The organism is Microbacterium sp. NPDC055442, assembly GCF_053644215.1.
The window spans coordinates 522,349-538,989 of record NZ_JBSHLF010000002.1 but is presented as its reverse complement, the minus strand read 5'-3'; the positions used below and the strand labels follow the sequence as shown (position 1 = coordinate 538,989).

Annotated in this window: 10 protein-coding genes; 6 read left to right on the top strand and 4 right to left on the bottom strand. The window is 69.7% G+C overall.

All coding sequences use genetic code 11. From position 1 onward, the window contains the following. Positions 1 to 7: 7 nt before the first annotated feature. From glgB to glgX, 3 genes are read right to left on the bottom strand one after another with little or no spacing between them, the layout of a single operon-like run. Complete coding sequence (gene glgB / locus ACWIBS_RS07020) at positions 8 to 2,182, bottom strand: 1,4-alpha-glucan branching protein GlgB (protein WP_376127575.1); 2,175 nt, start codon at positions 2,180 to 2,182, stop codon at positions 8 to 10. Beyond that, positions 2,179 to 4,263, bottom strand: coding sequence for a maltotransferase domain-containing protein (locus tag ACWIBS_RS07015; protein WP_376127573.1), 2,085 nt, complete (start codon positions 4,261 to 4,263; stop codon positions 2,179 to 2,181). The genes glgB and ACWIBS_RS07015 overlap by 4 nt, the downstream gene beginning before the upstream one ends. Positions 4,264 to 4,320: 57 nt before the next feature. After that, entirely contained in the window at positions 4,321 to 6,408 is a 2,088-nt protein-coding gene (gene glgX / locus ACWIBS_RS07010) for a glycogen debranching protein GlgX (protein WP_376127571.1), read from the bottom strand. A 53-nt stretch (positions 6,409 to 6,461) separates the two neighbouring features. Between glgX and ACWIBS_RS07005 the strand changes: the two genes are divergently transcribed. The 3 genes from ACWIBS_RS07005 (at position 6,462) to ligA (ending at position 11,344) form a co-directional block, all read left to right on the top strand. Beyond that, entirely contained in the window at positions 6,462 to 7,625 is a 1,164-nt protein-coding gene (locus ACWIBS_RS07005; protein ID WP_376127569.1) for a cysteine desulfurase family protein, read from the top strand. Positions 7,626 to 7,697: 72 nt separating this feature from the next. Beyond that, positions 7,698 to 8,795 (top strand): tRNA 2-thiouridine(34) synthase MnmA, encoded by a 1,098-nt coding sequence (gene mnmA / locus ACWIBS_RS07000; RefSeq protein ID WP_376127568.1) that lies wholly within the window; start codon positions 7,698 to 7,700, stop codon positions 8,793 to 8,795. A gap of 164 nt (positions 8,796 to 8,959) precedes the next feature. Further along, positions 8,960 to 11,344 carry an NAD-dependent DNA ligase LigA gene (gene ligA / locus ACWIBS_RS06995; RefSeq protein ID WP_376127566.1) on the top strand — a complete coding sequence of 795 codons (2,385 nt, stop codon included), beginning with the start codon at positions 8,960 to 8,962 and terminating at the stop codon, positions 11,342 to 11,344. 153 nt (positions 11,345 to 11,497) lie between these two features. Here ligA and ACWIBS_RS06990 read toward each other — a convergent pair whose 3' ends face one another. Continuing rightward, a complete protein-coding gene (locus ACWIBS_RS06990) occupies positions 11,498 to 13,198 on the bottom strand; it encodes a long-chain-fatty-acid--CoA ligase (RefSeq protein ID WP_376127564.1) in 1,701 nt (566 codons plus the stop codon). 55 nt (positions 13,199 to 13,253) lie between these two features. Between ACWIBS_RS06990 and gatC the strand changes: the two genes are divergently transcribed. The 3 genes from gatC to gatB are packed head-to-tail and all read left to right on the top strand — an operon-like array spanning position 13,254 to position 16,602. Further along, positions 13,254 to 13,553: an Asp-tRNA(Asn)/Glu-tRNA(Gln) amidotransferase subunit GatC gene (gatC, locus tag ACWIBS_RS06985; protein ID WP_376127562.1), complete on the top strand. Its 300-nt coding sequence runs from the start codon at positions 13,254 to 13,256 to the stop codon at positions 13,551 to 13,553. After that, positions 13,550 to 15,073, top strand: a complete 1,524-nt coding sequence (gene gatA, locus ACWIBS_RS06980; protein ID WP_376127560.1) for an Asp-tRNA(Asn)/Glu-tRNA(Gln) amidotransferase subunit GatA — start codon at positions 13,550 to 13,552, stop codon at positions 15,071 to 15,073. The genes gatC and gatA overlap by 4 nt, the downstream gene beginning before the upstream one ends. Then, on the top strand, positions 15,073 to 16,602 hold the full coding sequence (gene gatB / locus ACWIBS_RS06975; RefSeq protein WP_376127558.1) for an Asp-tRNA(Asn)/Glu-tRNA(Gln) amidotransferase subunit GatB: 1,530 nt from the start codon (positions 15,073 to 15,075) through the stop codon (positions 16,600 to 16,602). Before gatA ends, gatB begins: the two co-directional genes overlap by 1 nt. Positions 16,603 to 16,641 lie beyond the last annotated feature (39 nt).

The following is a 16,641-nucleotide window of genomic DNA, read 5'->3' as shown; positions in this document are numbered from 1 at the left end:
GCCGCGGTCAGCCACGTGTCGGCGTCGGGATGTGCGTGTCGGGCTCGTGGCGCAGCCACAGCACCCCGAGGGGCGGCAGTGCGAGCGAGGCGCGTCCTTCGGCATCGGCATGCACGACGCCTGCGTTGCCGACGCCCGAGCCACCGAACTCGTGCGCATCGGTGTTCAGAATCTCGTGCCAGACACCGTGTCCGGGCAGATCCAGCCGGTACCCGACGAGCGAAGCACCCGAGAAGTTGCACACGATCGCGACCGTCCGGCCGTGCCGATCCCGACGCGTGAACGCGATGACGTCGGGGTTCCACGTCGGACCGCCGATGCGTGCGAACGCGGACCCGTCGCTGTCGCGTGACCACAGCGCCGGCTCGGCCCGGTACGTGCGGTTGAGCGCACCGACGAAGGTCAGCAGCTGCGCGTGCGACGGCTGCTCCAGGATCCACCAGTCGAGCCCGCGGCCCTCGGACCACTCGGAGGGCTGACCGAACTCCTGGCCCATGAAGAGCAGCTGCTTGCCCGGATGGCCCCACATATAGGCCAGGTACGCACGCATGTTCGCCAGCTTCTGCCAGTGATCCCCGGGCATGCGGCCGAACAGACTGCCCTTTCCATGCACCACTTCGTCGTGGCTGATCGGCAGGACGTAGTTCTCGCTGAAGGCGTAGACGAACGAGAACGACAGTTCACCCTCGTGATGCGACCTGTGCATCGGGTCGCGGGCGATGTACTCGAGGGAGTCGTTCATCCAGCCCATGTTCCATTTGAACCCGAACCCGAGGCCGGCCTGATGGGTCGGCGTCGTCACGCCGGGGAAGCTCGTGGACTCCTCCGCGATCATCGCGATCCCGGGATAGCGCCGGTACGCCGTCGCGTTGACCTCCTGCAGGAACGCGATCGCTTCGAGGTTCTCCCGGCCCCCGTGCACGTTGGGCTCCCAATCGCCCGGCTCCCGTGAATAGTCGAGGTACAGCATCGACGCGACGGCGTCGACGCGCAGCCCGTCGACGTGGAACTCCTCGAACCAGTACAGGGCGTTCGCGACGAGGAAGTTGCGCACTTCGCGTCGGCCGTAGTCGAAGATGTAGGTTCCCCAGTCCCGGTGCTCGCCGCGGCGGGGGTCTGCGTGCTCGTACAGCGGTTCGCCGTCGAACCGCGCGAGGGCGAACGAGTCCTTGGGGAAGTGCCCCGGAACCCAGTCCATGATCACGCCGATGTCCGCCTGGTGCAGCTGATCGATGAGGTACCGGAGGTCGTCCGGCGTGCCGTACCGGCTCGTCGGCGCGTAGTAGCCCGTCACCTGGTAGCCCCACGACCCGCCGAACGGGTGTTCGGCCAGCGGCATGAACTCGACATGCGTGAAGCCGTGCTCGGTGACGTAGTCCACGAGCGGTTCTGCCGCGTCGCGATACGACAGCCCGGGGCGCCACGAACCCAGGTGCACTTCGTACACCGACATCGGCTCCGTCACGGGGGCTGTGCGGGCACGTCGGACCATCCAGTCGCGGTCCCGCCACGCGTAGGTCGACTCGGTCACGACCGACGCCGTGGCCGGGGGGACTTCTGCCCAGCGCGCCATCGGGTCGGCCTTCATGATCCATGCGCCGCCGCGCGTCAGGAGCTCGTACTTGTAGGCGGTGCCGGCGCCGAGGCCGGGAACGAAGAGCTCCCAGACACCGCTCGCGCCCATCGAGCGCATGGCGTGGCCCCGGCCGTCCCAGCCGTTGAAGTCGCCGACGACGCGGACGGCACGAGCGTTCGGAGCCCAGACGGCGAACGCGACCCCCGTGACGTCGCCGAGCGTGCGCACGTGCGAGCCGAGGACCCGCCACAGCTCTTCGTGGCGACCTTCGCCGATCAGATGCAGGTCGAGCTCGCCGAGAGTCGGTCCGTGCCGGTAGGGATCGTCGATGACGTGATCAGCACCGGATTCGTAGTGTGTGACCAGCTCATACGCCCCCGCAGAACCCCCGCGCGTGCCCTCCCAGATCCCGTTGCGCACGTGTTCGAGGGGAACGCGCGTACCGTCGCCGAACACCGCGGTGACGCTGCGCGCGAGCGGCCGGCGTGCGCGGACGACCCAGCCGGACGCACCCTCGTCGTCGGCCGCAGGGTGCAGACCCAGCACCCCGTGCGGGTTGTGATGCGAACCGGTCGCGACGGTGTCGAGGACGTGCTCGTCGATCATGTGCGCTCCGTGACGTGGAGGATGTGCACCGGTTCGGTGAATGCGTCGAGCCGCACGAAGTTGTGATCCGTCCAGGTCCACGTCGCGCCGGTCACGAGGTCTTCGACCTCGTAGGGCTCATTCGGTTCGACCCCCCACACGCGGGTATCCAGATGCACCGTCGTCTGACGTGCCGAGTGCGGATCGACGTTGACCACGACGATGATCGTGTCGCTGCGGCCGGTCGGCGTGAGCGCGGCATCCACGTGCTTGGCGTACACGAGGATCGCGTCGTCGTCGCTCCAGTGGACCGTGAGGTTGCGCAGCTGACCCAGCGCGGGGTGATCTCGCCGGATCTCATTGAGACGCGTGAGGAAGGGCGCGAGGGAGTCGCCGCCCGCTTCGGCCGCCGCCCAGTCGCGGACCTTCAGCTCGTACTTCTCGTTGTCGATGTTCTCTTCCGACCCCGGTCGCGCCACGTTCTCGTAGAGTTCGTAGCCCGCGTACACGCCGTACGCGGGTGCGGCCGTCGCCGCGATCGCCGCACGGATGCGATAGGCGGCACGTCCGCCGAACTGGAGGTACTCGGTGAGGATGTCGGGGGTGTTCACGAACAGGTTGGGGCGCAGGAAGTCGGCCGTGTCCTGACTGATCGAGGTGAGGAACTCCTCGAGCTCCTGCTTCGTGTTGCGCCACGTGAAGTAGGTGTAGCTCTGCTGGAATCCCACCGCCGCGAGGCCCTGCAGCGGGGCGGGGCGCGTGAAGGCCTCCGCGAGGAACACGACCCCCGGATGCCGCGTGGTCACGGCATCGATCAGCCACTCCCAGAACTGCAGCGGCTTGGTGTGCGGATTGTCGACGCGGAAGATCTCGACACCCTGTGCGATCCAGTGCTCGACGATGCGCAGGACTTCGGCGCGGATACCCTCGGGGTCGTTGTCGAAGTTGACCGGATAGATGTCCTGGTACTTCTTAGGCGGGTTCTCGGCGTAGGCGATCGTCCCGTCGGGAAGCGTCGTGAACCATTCCGGATGCTCGGTGACCCACGGATGGTCGGGTGAGGCCTGCAGTGCGAGATCGAGCGCGATCTCGACGCGCTCATCGCGGGCGGCGCGCACGAACGCCCGGAAGTCCTCGAGCGTGCCGAGGTCGGGGTGCACGCTGTCGTGGCCGCCTTCCGCGGCGCCGATGGCCCACGGCGAGCCCGGGTCGGTCGGTCCTGCCTCGAGCGTGTTGTTGGGCCCTTTTCGATTCCGCCTGCCGATCGGGTGGATCGGCGGCAGATACAGCACGTCGAAGCCCATCGCGGCGACGGCCGGAATACGCTCGGCCGCCGTGCGGAAAGTGCCGCTGCGTACTGTCCCATCGGGAAGGCGCACGGCGCCCTCCGACCGCGGGAAGAACTCGTACCAGGCGCCGACGCCGGCGCGCTCGCGTTCGACGAGCAGCGCGTGGTCGTCACCGATCGTGACGAGCGACATGAGCGGCCGTGCCTCGAAGAACCCGGCGATGTCGGAGTCTCGGACGATGTCGAGGGCCGCGGCATCCGTCGTCTCGGGGTCGCGCAGCGAGGCCGCCGCCACGCGCAGCGCGCGCCGTTCGGTGGCGGGCCTGGTCTTCTCGCCGGCGGCGCGGTCGAACAGCAGCGCGCCGCTCTCACGCATGAGGGGTGCGTCGACTCCCGCTGCGATCTTGAGATCGGCGGCGTGCCGCCACGTGCCGACGTCGTCGCCGAACGCCTCGAATCGGAAGGTCCACACGCCCTCTTCGAGGGGTGCGATCAGCGCCTCCCAGCGATCGAATCCGTCGCCGAGGGGGCGGAGCCTGTGCAGCGACATCGCGCCGGACGGGGTGCTGAGCCGGACATGGACCCCGATGCGGTCGTGCCCCTCGCGGAAGGCCGTCACGCGGAACGGCACGACTTCGCCGCGGAACGCCTTCGGACGGAAGCGGCCGCCGGGGACAGCCGGCGTGGGGAGCGAGAGCGGGATTCGCGCCGTCACGGTGTCGCGGTCCGGCGAGCCGTGCGCAGTCTCGCGCAGCGGGATCTCGTCGGCACTCCGCCAGGAGCGGGAGGGTTCGGTACGCGACGGCTTCACCACGGTTCGAACCTATCGAACCGCCTCCGCGCGCGACAGGCCTTCGCGGTGGGCGCCGGCCTACTCCGCGCGGAACAGCTGCATCGAGGTGCCCTCGAGCCGGACGGTCTCACCCGGCGCGTGCACGTCGTGCTCGCCGGCAGGGCGTTCGTCGACGCTCGACCAGAGCGACACGAATCGCGTGACCCCGTCGATGTGCGGAAGGGTCACGTCGATCGGTCGCTCGAACCCGTGGACCATGAGCAGGACGCGGTTGAGCTCTTCGGTCTCGGGTGTCGACGTCGCGACGTACTGCAGCGTGCGGTGCGCGGGATCGGTCCAGCGTTCGCCCGACATCGTCTCACCGTGCTCGTCGTACCACTCCATGACCGATGCCGAGGGCGTGTGCTCGCCGAGCCGCGCGAACCGGCTCGGTCGCAGCGCAGGGTTCTCGCGGCGCAGCTGCGTGAGCCGCCGCACGTGGGCGTGCAGGTCCTGCTGCCACGGGGCGTGCTCCCACGACAGCCACGTCAGGCGCGAGTCGTGGCAGTACGCGTTGTTGTTGCCGCGCTGCGTGCGCCCGAACTCGTCGCCCGCGGTGATCATGGGGATGCCCGAGGACAGCAGCAGCGTGCCCATCAGGTTGCGCATCGCCTTGCGGCGCGTCGCGAGGATGCCCTCGTCGTCGGTCGGCCCCTCGGCGCCGTGGTTGAAGGAGCGGTTCGTGTCGGCGCCGTCGCGGTTCTGCTCGCCGTTGCCGAGGTTGTGCTTGACGTCGTACGAGACGAGATCGCGCAGTGTGAAACCGTCGTGGGCCGTGACGAAGTTGACGCTCGCGAGCGGCCCGCGCTCGGCGCTGAAGGTGTTCGACGAGCCCGCGAGCCGTGTCGCGAAGCCCCCGATGCCGACCGGTGACGTTGAAGCGCGACGCGCGTAGTCGATGTCGCTCAACCAGAAGTTCCGGACCAGATCGCGATACCGGTCGTTCCACTCGTGCCAGCCGTCGCCGAAGTTCCCCGTCTGCCAGCCGCCCATGCCGACGTCCCACGGCTCGGCGATCTTCTTGACCCCCGCCAGCGCAGGGTCGTGCAGAATCGCCTGGAGCAGCGGATGGTCGGGGGTGAAGGCGTGGGATGCGTCGCGACCCAGGGTCGTGGCGAGATCGAACCGGAAGCCGTCGATCTGCACGTCGTTCGCCCAGTAGCGCAGCGAGTCCAGCACGAGTCGCGCGGCGGCATCCGTCGCGGTGTCGACCGAGTTGCCGCATCCGGTCACGTCGATGTAGGCGCCGTCCTCGCTCTGCCGGTAGTACGCGCGGTTGTCGATGCCGCGCAGGCTCGTGCGCGGGCCGCCGAGACCCTCTTCGGAGGTGTGGTTGAACACGACGTCGAGGATGACCTCGAGCCCCGCTTCGTGGAGGAGGCGGACCATGCCCTTGAACTCGCGGAGCACGGCCTCGGGCCCTTCGCGTCGGGCGTCTTCGCTCGCGTAGGCGGCATGCGGCGTGAAGAAGTTGACCGAATTGTAGCCCCAGTAGTTCGTGAGCCCGTGCTGCAGCAGACGCGGCTCGGTCGCGAACGCGTGGACGGGCAGCAGCTGCACGCTCGTCACGCCGAGGTCGACGAGGTGCTCGATCATGGCGGGGTTGCCGAGCCCCGCGTAGGTGCCGTGCAGCGCGGGCGGCACGGCGGGGTGCCGCTTCGTCAGGCCCTTGAGGTGGGCCTCGTAGATGACGGTGCGGTCCAGCGGCACGTGCGGCTTGCCGACTCCGCCCCAATCGAAGGCGCCGTCGATGACGACCGAGCGCCAGTCCTCGAAGCCCGCGCTGTCCAAGCCCCGCGAGTAGGGCTCGACCAGCAGCGTGCCCCGATTGAAGGTGTTGCCCGGCGCGTGCGGTCCGTCGACGCGGATCGCGTAGCGTGCGCCGGGGCGCAGCAGCGGCGTCGTCACGCTCCAGACGCCTCCGCCGAGGGGCGAGAGGGGCAGTTCGTCGGTGATCCAGTCCAGATCGCCGCTGTCGAACATCACGAGTTCGACGGCGTCGGCCGCGCCCGACCATACGCGCAGAGTGCCGCCGTCGGGTCCCTGCGTGACGCCGAGGCGGTCGAGTTCAGGACGCAGCAGGCCCGGTGAGGGCACGGCGGAGTCGGGAGCGTCCGGGTCATGCATGCGTTCTAGAGTAGTAACGCTCCGCCGGTGCCCGACGCGGGAAGGGAGGGGCCATGACGGTCTACCTCGATCACGCGGCGACGGCGCCGTTGCGCCCCGAGTCGCGCGAAGCGTGGCTGCGGGCTGCCGAGCTCGTGGGCAACGCGTCGTCGATCCACGGCGAGGGACAGGCCGCGCGGCGACTGCTCGAGGAGTCGCGCGAGCGGCTCGCCGTCGTCCTCGGCTGCGACGCCATCGAGATCGTGTTCACCTCGGGCGGCACCGAGGCCGTCAACCTCGGCCTCAAGGGCCTGTGGTGGGCGCGGGAGCCGGGTCGCGATGCGCTCGTGCTGCCCGACGGCGAGCACCACGCGACGATCGATGTCGCCGAATGGCTCGCCGCGGCGCAGGACGCCGAGATCCGACCGGTGTCCCTCGACGGATGGGGACGCATCCCGATCGATGCGTGGCGGCTCGCGCTGCCGCAAGCCGCCGTGGCGACCGCGCTCGTCGCGGCGAACGAGACGGGCACGCTCAACGATGCGGCGTCGCTCGCCTCGGCGGCGGCCGCGGCGGGTGTGCCTCTTCATCTCGACGCGATCGCGGCGTTCGGTCACGTTCCCGTCGCGTTCTCGACGTGGCGGGGGGATGCCGCGCCGGCGACCGGACTCGTCGCGCTCAGCGTGTCGGGCCACAAGATCGGCGCGCCGGTCGGCACGGGAGCGCTCGTGACCGCACGCACCGCCCGGATCGCGCCGCTCGTGCACGGGGGCGGGCAGCAGCGCCGCCTGCGCGCCGGCACGCAGGACGTCGCCGGTGCCGCGGCGTTCGCGACCGCGGCAGAGCTCGCAGCGGCTGAGATGAGGCGGGAGGCGGCGCGGCTCGCAGCGCTGCGCGACGACCTGGTTCGCGGCATCCGCTCGGCTGTTCCGACTGTCGAGCTGCTCGGTGATCCGGATGATCGCCTCCCCGGCAACGCGCACGTGCTGTTTCCCGGCGCCGCGGGCGAGACGCTGCTGTTCCTGCTCGACCAGCGCGGCATCGCCGTCTCGACCGGCTCGGCGTGCCAGGCGGGCGTCCCCGAGCCGTCGCACGTCGTGCGGGCGCTCGGTCGCAGCGACGCCGAAGCGAGAGAGGTGCTGCGCTTCACGCTCGGCCGCACGACGACCGCTGCCGACATCTCGGCCGTGCTCGCGGTGCTCCCCGAGGTCGTCGAACGGGCGCGCGCGGCGCGCTGAGCCGTACCCGGGCTCCACGTTGGATCTCCTGATCTCAGCGAACACCGATCGGCGAGCTCTTACACTGGAACGATGCGAATTCTGGCGGCGATGAGCGGCGGTGTGGACTCCGCCGTCGCGACCGCGCGCGCCGTCGAGGCAGGCCACGAGGTCGTCGGGGTGCATCTCGCGCTCTCGCGAGCCGGCGGCACACTGCGCACGGGAAGCCGCGGCTGCTGCACGATCGAGGATGCCATGGACGCGCGCCGCGCGGCCGACCGGCTCGGCATCCCGTTCTACGTGTGGGACTTCTCGGAGCGCTTCCGCGATGACGTCATCGAGGACTTCGTGTCCGAGTACCGCGCCGGTCGCACACCGAACCCGTGCATGCGCTGCAATGAGAAGATCAAGTTCGCCGCCCTCCTCGAGCGCGCGCTCGAGCTCGGCTTCGACGCCGTGTGCACCGGCCACTACGCGACGCTCGTCGACGGTGCCGACGGCCTCGAGCTGCACCGGGCATCGGATGCGGCGAAGGATCAGTCGTATGTGCTCGGGGTGCTGACGGCCCAGCAGCTCGCGCACACGTACTTCCCGCTCGGCGCCACTCCGTCGAAGGCGCTCGTGCGCGCCGAAGCGGAGGCGCGTGGGCTCACGGTCGCGCAGAAGCCCGACAGCCATGACATCTGCTTCATCCCCGACGGCGATACGCGCGGCTGGCTCGCCGAGCGCGTCGGCGCCGAGACCGGCGAGATCGTGGACCGCGAAGGTGCCGTCGTCGGTTCGCATGACGGTGCGCACGCCTTCACGGTCGGGCAGCGGCGAGGCCTCAAGCTCGGTGTGCCCGCACCCGACGGCAAGCCGCGGTTCGTCCTGGAGGTCAGGCCCGTCTCGAACACCGTTGTGGTCGGACCGAAGGAAGCCCTCGCGACCGCGCGCATCGGCGGCGACCGGTACACGTGGGCGGGTCGCCCGCAGGCCGCGGGGGAGTTCCCCTGCCACGTGCAGATCCGCGCCCATGCCGACCCCGTGCCGGCTGTCGCGGTACTCGACGACTCCGGTCTGACGGTCACGCCCGACACCCCGTTCGACGGCGTCGCCACCGGCCAGACCGCCGTGCTCTACGACGGCACCCGCGTCATCGGTCAGTTCACGATCGACCGGGCCGAGTCCGCCGTGCCCGTCGCGGGGTGAGAGGGCCGATCCTCGATGTCACCGACGACACGGGGCATGGACGGGATCGGGCAGGGCATCGGACAGGTCTTCCGGCCGCGTCGTGGGCTGCACCGGTGAGAACGGCCTGACCGGCGGTTCTGAGCATTCCGTTCGCGTCGGAGCCCGCTCGTAGACTTGCGGACGTGTCGGAGAACATCTCGCGAGAAGACGCCCGGGCTGAGGCTGAGCGCCTGACGGGGCTCATCCTCGATGCGAAGGACGCCTATTACGGGCGCGACACGTCGATCGTCGATGACGCCACGTACGACGGGTGGATGCGGAGCCTCACCGAGCTCGAGCGGCTCTATCCCGAGCTGCAGGGGCAGGACTCACCCACGCAGATGGTCGGTGCCGCTGAATCGACGGGCCTCGACACGATCGAGCACGCCGAGCGCATGCTCAGCCTCGACAACGTGTTCTCGATCGATGAGCTGCGGGAGTGGGCCGGCAAGACCCAAGCGGCGGTCGGTCGCGAGGTCGCGTGGCTCACCGAGCTCAAGATCGACGGACTCGCGATCAACCTGCGCTACGAGGACGGAGTGCTCACATCGGCGGCCACACGCGGTGACGGACGCGTCGGCGAGATCGTCACCGAGAACGCGGTGAAGGTCACGGGGATGCCCGCGCGGCTGACGGGCACCGGGCATCCGCCGATCGTCGAAGTGCGCGGCGAGGTCTTCATCCCGGTTGCCGCCTTCGAGAAGCTCAACGCGGCGCAGGCTGACTTCCGCGAGCGGGCATTCGCCGAGTCGCTCGCACGGTGGGACGCCCGCACGACCGCGAAGAAGCCGTTCGACGAGGAGAAGGCACGCATCGCAGCGGCCCGACGCTTCCCTTCCTTCGCGAATCCGCGCAATGCGGCCAGCGGCGGTCTGCGGCAGCAGCTCGGCAAGAAGGAAGGGCTCGAACTCGAAGCCGGCATCATCCGGATCGAGTCCCTCCGGCTCTATGTCCACGGCATCGGGGCGTGGTCGGAACCGCCGGTTGCGACGCAGAGCGAGGTCTACGGACTCCTCGCCGCTTGGGGGCTCCCCACCAGTCCGCGCACGAAGGTGTGCGACAGCATCGACGAGGTCGCCGACTTCGTCGCCCACTACGGCGAGCACCGTCACGATATCGAGCACGAACTCGACGGCATCGTCGTCAAGGTCGACAACCTCGCCGATCATGCCGAGCTCGGCGCGACGAGCCGCGCACCGCGCTGGGCCATCGCCTACAAATACCCGCCCGAAGAAGTCCAGACCACACTCCTCGACATCGTCGTCTCAGTGGGCCGCACGGGACGCGCCACACCGTTCGCCGTCATGGCGCCCGCGCACGTCGCGGGATCGGTCGTGCGTCAGGCGACGCTCCACAACAAGGACGTCGTGCGTGCCAAGGGCGTGCTGATCGGCGACACCGTCGTGCTGCGCAAGGCGGGCGACGTCATCCCCGAAGTGCTCGGGCCCGTCGTCGAGCTGCGGGACGGCACGGAGCGCGAGTTCGTCATGCCCGAGCGGTGCCCCGAGTGCGGGTCGCTGCTCGCCCCCGCGAAGGAAGGCGACATCGACCTGCGCTGCCCGAACACGAGATCGTGCCCGGCCCAGGTGCGCGGTCGCGTCGAGCACATCGGGTCGCGCGGCGCACTCGACATCGAGGTCCTCGGCGAAGTGACGGCCGCCGCGCTCACGCAGGCGGAGCCTCCGGCCGTCGCACCGCTTGTGACCGAGGCCGGTCTGTTCTCGCTGACGCTCGAAGACCTCGTGCCGATCTCCGTGATCGTTCGCGACGCCGAGACGGGCCAGCCGAAGATCGACGAGACTACGGGCGAGCCCGTGCGGCGCACGCCGTTTCAGAAGCTCGGGCCTGCGCAGTATCCGCCAGGGAGCGAACAGCTGGATGCCGCAGCCCGGCGTCGCGCGGGCATCCGCAAGGACCACCGAGAAGTCCTCCCGTCGGAAGCCGCGCTCAAGCTGCTCGCCGAACTCGAAAAGGCGAAGACGAAAGAGCTGTGGCGGCTCCTCGTATCTCTGAACATCCGTCACGTCGGCCCTGTCGCCGCCCGTGCGCTCGCGCAGTGGTTCGGGTCGCTCGACGCGATCCGTGACGCGAGCCTCGAAGATCTCGCCGCGGTGGAGGGCGTGGGCGACATCATCGCGGTGTCGCTGCGAGACTGGTTCGCCGTCGACTGGCACCGGGAGATCGTGCGGCAGTGGTCGGATGCGGGTGTCCGGTGGGCGACGCCGGGTCATCCGGGCCCGGGTGCGGTCTCGGCGGGCGGTGTGCTCGAGGGGCTCACGGTCGTCGCGACGGGATCGCTCGACGGCTTCACGCGCGAAGGCGCTCAGGAAGCGATCATCGCGGCGGGTGGCAAGGCCGCGTCGAGTGTCTCGAAGAAGACCGACTTCGTCGCGGCGGGCCCCGGCGCCGGATCCAAGCTCGCCAAGGCGGAGGACCTCGGCGTGCGCATCATCGATGCGGCGCAGTTCCGCATCCTCGTCGAGCAGGGGCCCGCCGCCCTCGACGTGCTCGACCCCGACGCGGGGTAGCGGCACGAGCCTGTGTCGTAGGTATGGTCTCCTCCTCTGCCATCGAGAGAAGAGGGGCATCGGACGCGGATACTCGCGCACGACGGCTGGAGACATTGCACAAGCTCATGGAGTCCGAGTGATCTTCGTCTCGGCGCTGGGCGGCGGCTGCGACTAGGAGCCGGACGTGAGGGTGAGCAGCCGGTCCCGCACCTGCCTGCGTAGCACCTTGCCGATGAGGGACTTCGGCAGTTCATCGACGACGAAGACACGGCGGGGCACCTTGTAGGGCGTGAGGATGCCGCGAGCGAACTCCCGGATCGCGTCCACATCGACGTCCTCGCCGCCGTCCACGACGATCGCCGCGACGACCTCTTCGCCGGAGTGTTCGCTGGGCAGCCCGACGACGGCGGCATCCTCGACCTGGGGATGCTGACGCAGGGCGATCTCGACCTCGGTCGGAGCGACGTTGAAGCCGCCCGTGATGATGAGCTCCTTGATCCGGTCGACGATGCGCACGAAGCCGGCATCGTCGATCTGGACGATGTCTCCCGTGCGGAACCACCCGTCCGCGAAGACCCGTTCGGTCTCCTCGGGCTTGCCGTAGTAGCCCTGGAACACCTGGGGTCCGCGGACGATCAGTTCGCCGCGCTCGCCCGGCGGGACGTCGACGGTCGGCTCGTCGGGATCGACGACGCGCGCTTCGGTGCCGGGCAGCGGAAGCCCCACCGTCCCCGGCACGCGGTTGGCGGCGACGGGATTGGCCATGAGGACGGGCGAGCATTCGCTCAGGCCGTATCCCTCGACCAGATAGCCGCCCGTGGCCTCCTCGAACGGCACGACGAGTTCGTGCGGAAGCGCCATCGCGCCCGAGATCGCGACCTCGGTCCCCGCGAGCGAGACGCCCCTCTCTCGCGCGGCTGCGAGCAGCCGGTCGGCGATCGGCGGGACGAGCGGCAGGAAGGTCGCGGGGTGCTTCTTCGTGACCTCGAGCACCATGTCGGGGTCGAACCGTGGGAACAGCACGAGCCGCGCGCCCATCGACATCGCGAAGGTCAGACACAGCGTCAGCCCGTAGGCGTGGAACATGGGCAGCACGGCGTACACGACGCATCCGGGACCCCGCACGATGGACGGCACCCAGGCGCGCGCCTGCGCGGCGTTCGACAGGAGGTTCCGGTGCGTCAGCGCGGCCCCCTTGGGGGTGCCGGTCGTGCCGCTCGTGTACTGGATGAGCGCGAGGTCGTCCGTACCGGGCCGCGGATGCGTCGCCGGCAGCGGCGCGGAGGCGACGACCTGATCCCAGGGGATGGTCCCCGATACGCGTTCGTGAAGAGCCGTCCGGGCCTCGCGGGCCTTCGCGATCGGCAGCTTGAGAGCGAGACGCGTCGCGAACGGCATGGCCTTCGTGACGTCGACCGAGACGATCGAGCTCACGGAGAGGTCGGCCGGGAACTCCTGCACCGTCGCGACGACCTTCGACCACACGATGGCGTGTTTCGCGCCGTGGTCCTCGAACTGCTTGCGCAGCTCTCGCGGCGTGTAGAGCGGATTGTGCTCGACGACGACGGCGCCGAGCCGCAGGATCGCATAGAACGCGACGATGTGCTGCGGGCAGTTGGGCAGCACGATCGCGACGGGGTCACCCGCGCGCACCCCCAGCGCTTTGAGTCCCGCCGCCGCGCGCTCGATCTGCTCGTGCATGTGCCGGTAGCTCGTCTCGCGTCCGAAGAACTGCAGGGCGACGGCATCCGGATAGTCCCGCACCGACGCGTCGACGATGTCGACGAGCGAGCCGGAGACGGGATCGAGGTCGGCAGGCACTCCCTCGGCGTAGCTGGCGATCCACGGGCGGGGCGGGTTGTATGTCGTCACGGCGGACAGCCTATTCCGGTCGGGTGCGCGCCGCGCGCGCTCGTAGGATGGAGGGGTGTCGGAAATCACCCCAGATCTCGTGCGCCATCTCGGCGTGCTCGCCCGCATACAGCTGAGCGACGAGGAGGTCGAGCGCCTCACGGGTCAGCTCGACGTCATCGTCGACAACATCGCGAAGGTGTCGCAGGTCGCGACGCCCGACGTGCCCGCGACGAGTCACCCCGTTCCGCTGCAGAACGTCTTCCGCTCGGATGTCCCCGGCGACATGCTGACGATCGCTCAGGTGCTCCAGAATGCTCCGGATGCCGCGGACGACCGCTTCCGCGTCACGGCGATCCTGGGGGAGGAGCAGTGAGCGACCTCACGCGGCTGAGCGCCGCAGACCTCGCGGCCCGGATCGCCTCGGGCGACGTGTCCAGCGTCGAGGTGACGCAGGCGCACCTCGACCGGATCGCGGCCGTCGACGGCGATGTGCACGCGTTCCTGCATGTCAGCGATCACGCGCTCGATGTCGCGGCCGACATCGACCGTCGCCGTGCGGCGGGGGAGCGGCTCGGACCCGTCGCGGGCGTCCCGCTCGCGATCAAGGACGTCCTGGTGACGACCGACATGCCGTCCACGAGCGGCTCGCGCATCCTCGAGGGCTACATGTCGCCCTACGACGCGACCGTCGTCGCGCGTTCACGCGCGGCGGGACTCGTGCCGCTCGGCAAGACGAACATGGACGAGTTCGCGATGGGCTCCTCGACGGAGCACTCCGCGTACGGACCGACGCGCAACCCCTGGGACCTCGAGCGGATCCCGGGTGGATCCGGCGGAGGGTCCGCCGCGGCCGTCGCGGCGTTCGAAACGCCGCTCGCGCTCGGCTCCGACACCGGCGGATCGATCCGTCAGCCCGCACACGTGACGGGCACCGTCGGCATGAAGCCCACGTACGGCGGCGTGAGCCGCTACGGTGCGATCGCACTGGCCTCTTCACTCGACCAGGTCGGGCCCGTCACGCGGACGGTGCTGGATGCCGGACTCCTCCACGACGTCATCGGGGGACATGATCCCCACGACTCCACGTCGCTCACGGATGCCTGGCCGTCGTTCGCCGATGCCGCCCGCGAAGGTGCATCGGGCGACGTCCTCAAGGGGCTGCGCGTCGGCGTCATCCGGGAGCTTCCCGACAGCGGCTTCCAGTCGGGTGTCGCGGCGTCGTTTCGGCAGGCGCTTGCGGCGATGGAGGCGCAGGGCGCCGAGATCGTCGATGTCAGCGCGCCCCACTTCGAGTACGGCGTCGCCGCCTACTACCTGATCCTCCCCGCCGAGGCGTCGAGCAACCTCGCGAAGTTCGACTCCGTGCGCTTCGGCATGCGGGTCACGCCGCACGCATCCGCGACGGTCGAAGAGGTCATGGCCGCCACGCGTGAAGCCGGCTTCGGCGACGAGGTCAAGCGCCGCGTCATCCTCGGCACGTACGCGTTGTCGGCCGGCTACTACGACGCCTACTACGGCTCGGCGCAGAAGGTCCGCACCCTCATCCAGCGCGACTTCGACGAGGCGTTCGCGCAGGTCGACGTCATCGCGACGCCCTCCGCACCGACGACGGCGTTCAGGCTCGGTGAGAAGATCGACGACCCGCTGCAGATGTACCTCAACGACGTGACGACGATCCCGGCGAACCTCGCGGGCGTGCCGGGCATCTCGATCCCATCCGGTCTCGCGGCCGAGGACGGCCTGCCCGTCGGCATCCAGTTCCTCGCCCCGACCCGCGAGGACGCGCGCCTGTACCGAGTGGGGGCCGCCGTCGAGGCGCTTCTCGTGGATTCCTGGGGTGGACCGCTTCTCGACAGAGCACCGTCCCTCGATGCGAGCGGAGGTGCTCTCTGATGGCGAAGGCCAAACTGATGGATTTCGACAAGGCGCTTGAGCAGTTCGAGCCGGTGCTCGGCTTCGAAGTGCACGTCGAGCTCAACACCGAGACGAAGATGTTCTCGTCGGCGGCGAACCCTGCGAACTCCGCGAACCACGACGCGGCGCCGAACACGCTCGTCGCTCCCGTGGACATGGGCCTGCCGGGGGCGATGCCGACCGTCAACGAGACCGCCGTGCGCTACTCGATCAGCCTGGGGCTCGCACTCGGCTGCTCGATCGCACCCTCGAGCCGGTTCGCGCGGAAGAACTACTTCTACCCCGATCTGGGCAAGAACTACCAGATCTCGCAGTACGACGAGCCGATCGCGTTCGAGGGGTCCGTCGACATCGAGCTCGCCGGCGGCGACATCGTCACCGTCCCGATCGAGCGCGCGCACATGGAAGAGGATGCCGGCAAGCTGACGCACGTCGGCGGGGCGACCGGCCGCATCCAGGGCGCCGAGTACTCGCTCGTGGACTACAACCGCGCCGGAGTGCCGCTCGTCGAGATCGTCACGAAGCCGATCTTCGGCGCCGAGCACCGTGCGCCCGAGATCGCGAAGGCCTACGTCGCGACGATCCGCGACATCGTGATCTCGCTGGGCATCTCGGAGGCCCGCATGGAGCGGGGCAATCTGCGCTGCGACGCGAACGTGTCGCTGCGCCCCCGGGTCGCGGCCGGTGAGCCCGCCGCACCGCTCGGCACGCGCACCGAGACGAAGAACGTCAACTCGATGCGCTCCGTCGAGCGGGCCGTCCGGTACGAGATCCAGCGTCAGGCCGCGATCCTCGCGGCGGGCGGCACGATCACGCAGGAGACCCGCCACTGGCACGAGGACACCGGCACGACCTCTCCGGGTCGTCCGAAGTCGGACGCCGACGACTACCGCTACTTCCCCGAGCCGGATCTGCTGCCCGTCGCCCCGTCGCTCGAGCTGATCGACGAGCTGCGCGCAGCGCTGCCCGAACCGCCGGCCGTGCGTCGCCGGCGTCTGAAGGGCGATTGGGGCTTCACCGACCTCGAGCTTCAGGACGTCGTCAACGCCGGACTCCTGGCCGAGGTCGAGGCCACGGTCGCCGCCGGCGCGTCTCCCGCCGCCGCGCGCAAGTGGTGGACGGGCGAGCTCTCGCGCGTCGCGAACGCCGAGGGCAAAGAGCCCGCCGAGCTCGTCGAGCCCGCGGCGGTCGCCGAGCTGCAGACGCTCGTCGACGCGGGCACGCTCACCGACAAGCTCGCTCGTCAGGTGCTCGAGGGCATGATCGCGGGAGAGGGTACGCCGCAGCATATCGTCGATGCGCGCGGCCTCGCCGTCGTGTCCGACGACGGTGCGCTCATCGCCGCCATCGACGACGCGCTCGCCGCGCAGCCGGACGTGCTCGCCAAGATCCGCGACGGCAAGGTGCAGGCCGCCGGTGCCGTGATCGGCGCCGTCATGAAGGCCATGCGAGGACAGGCGGATGCCGCGCGGGTGCGCGAGCTGATCCTCGAGCGCGCGGCAGGATGACCATTCTCCTCGGGCGCCGGATGTCGGTGCCCGAGGAGA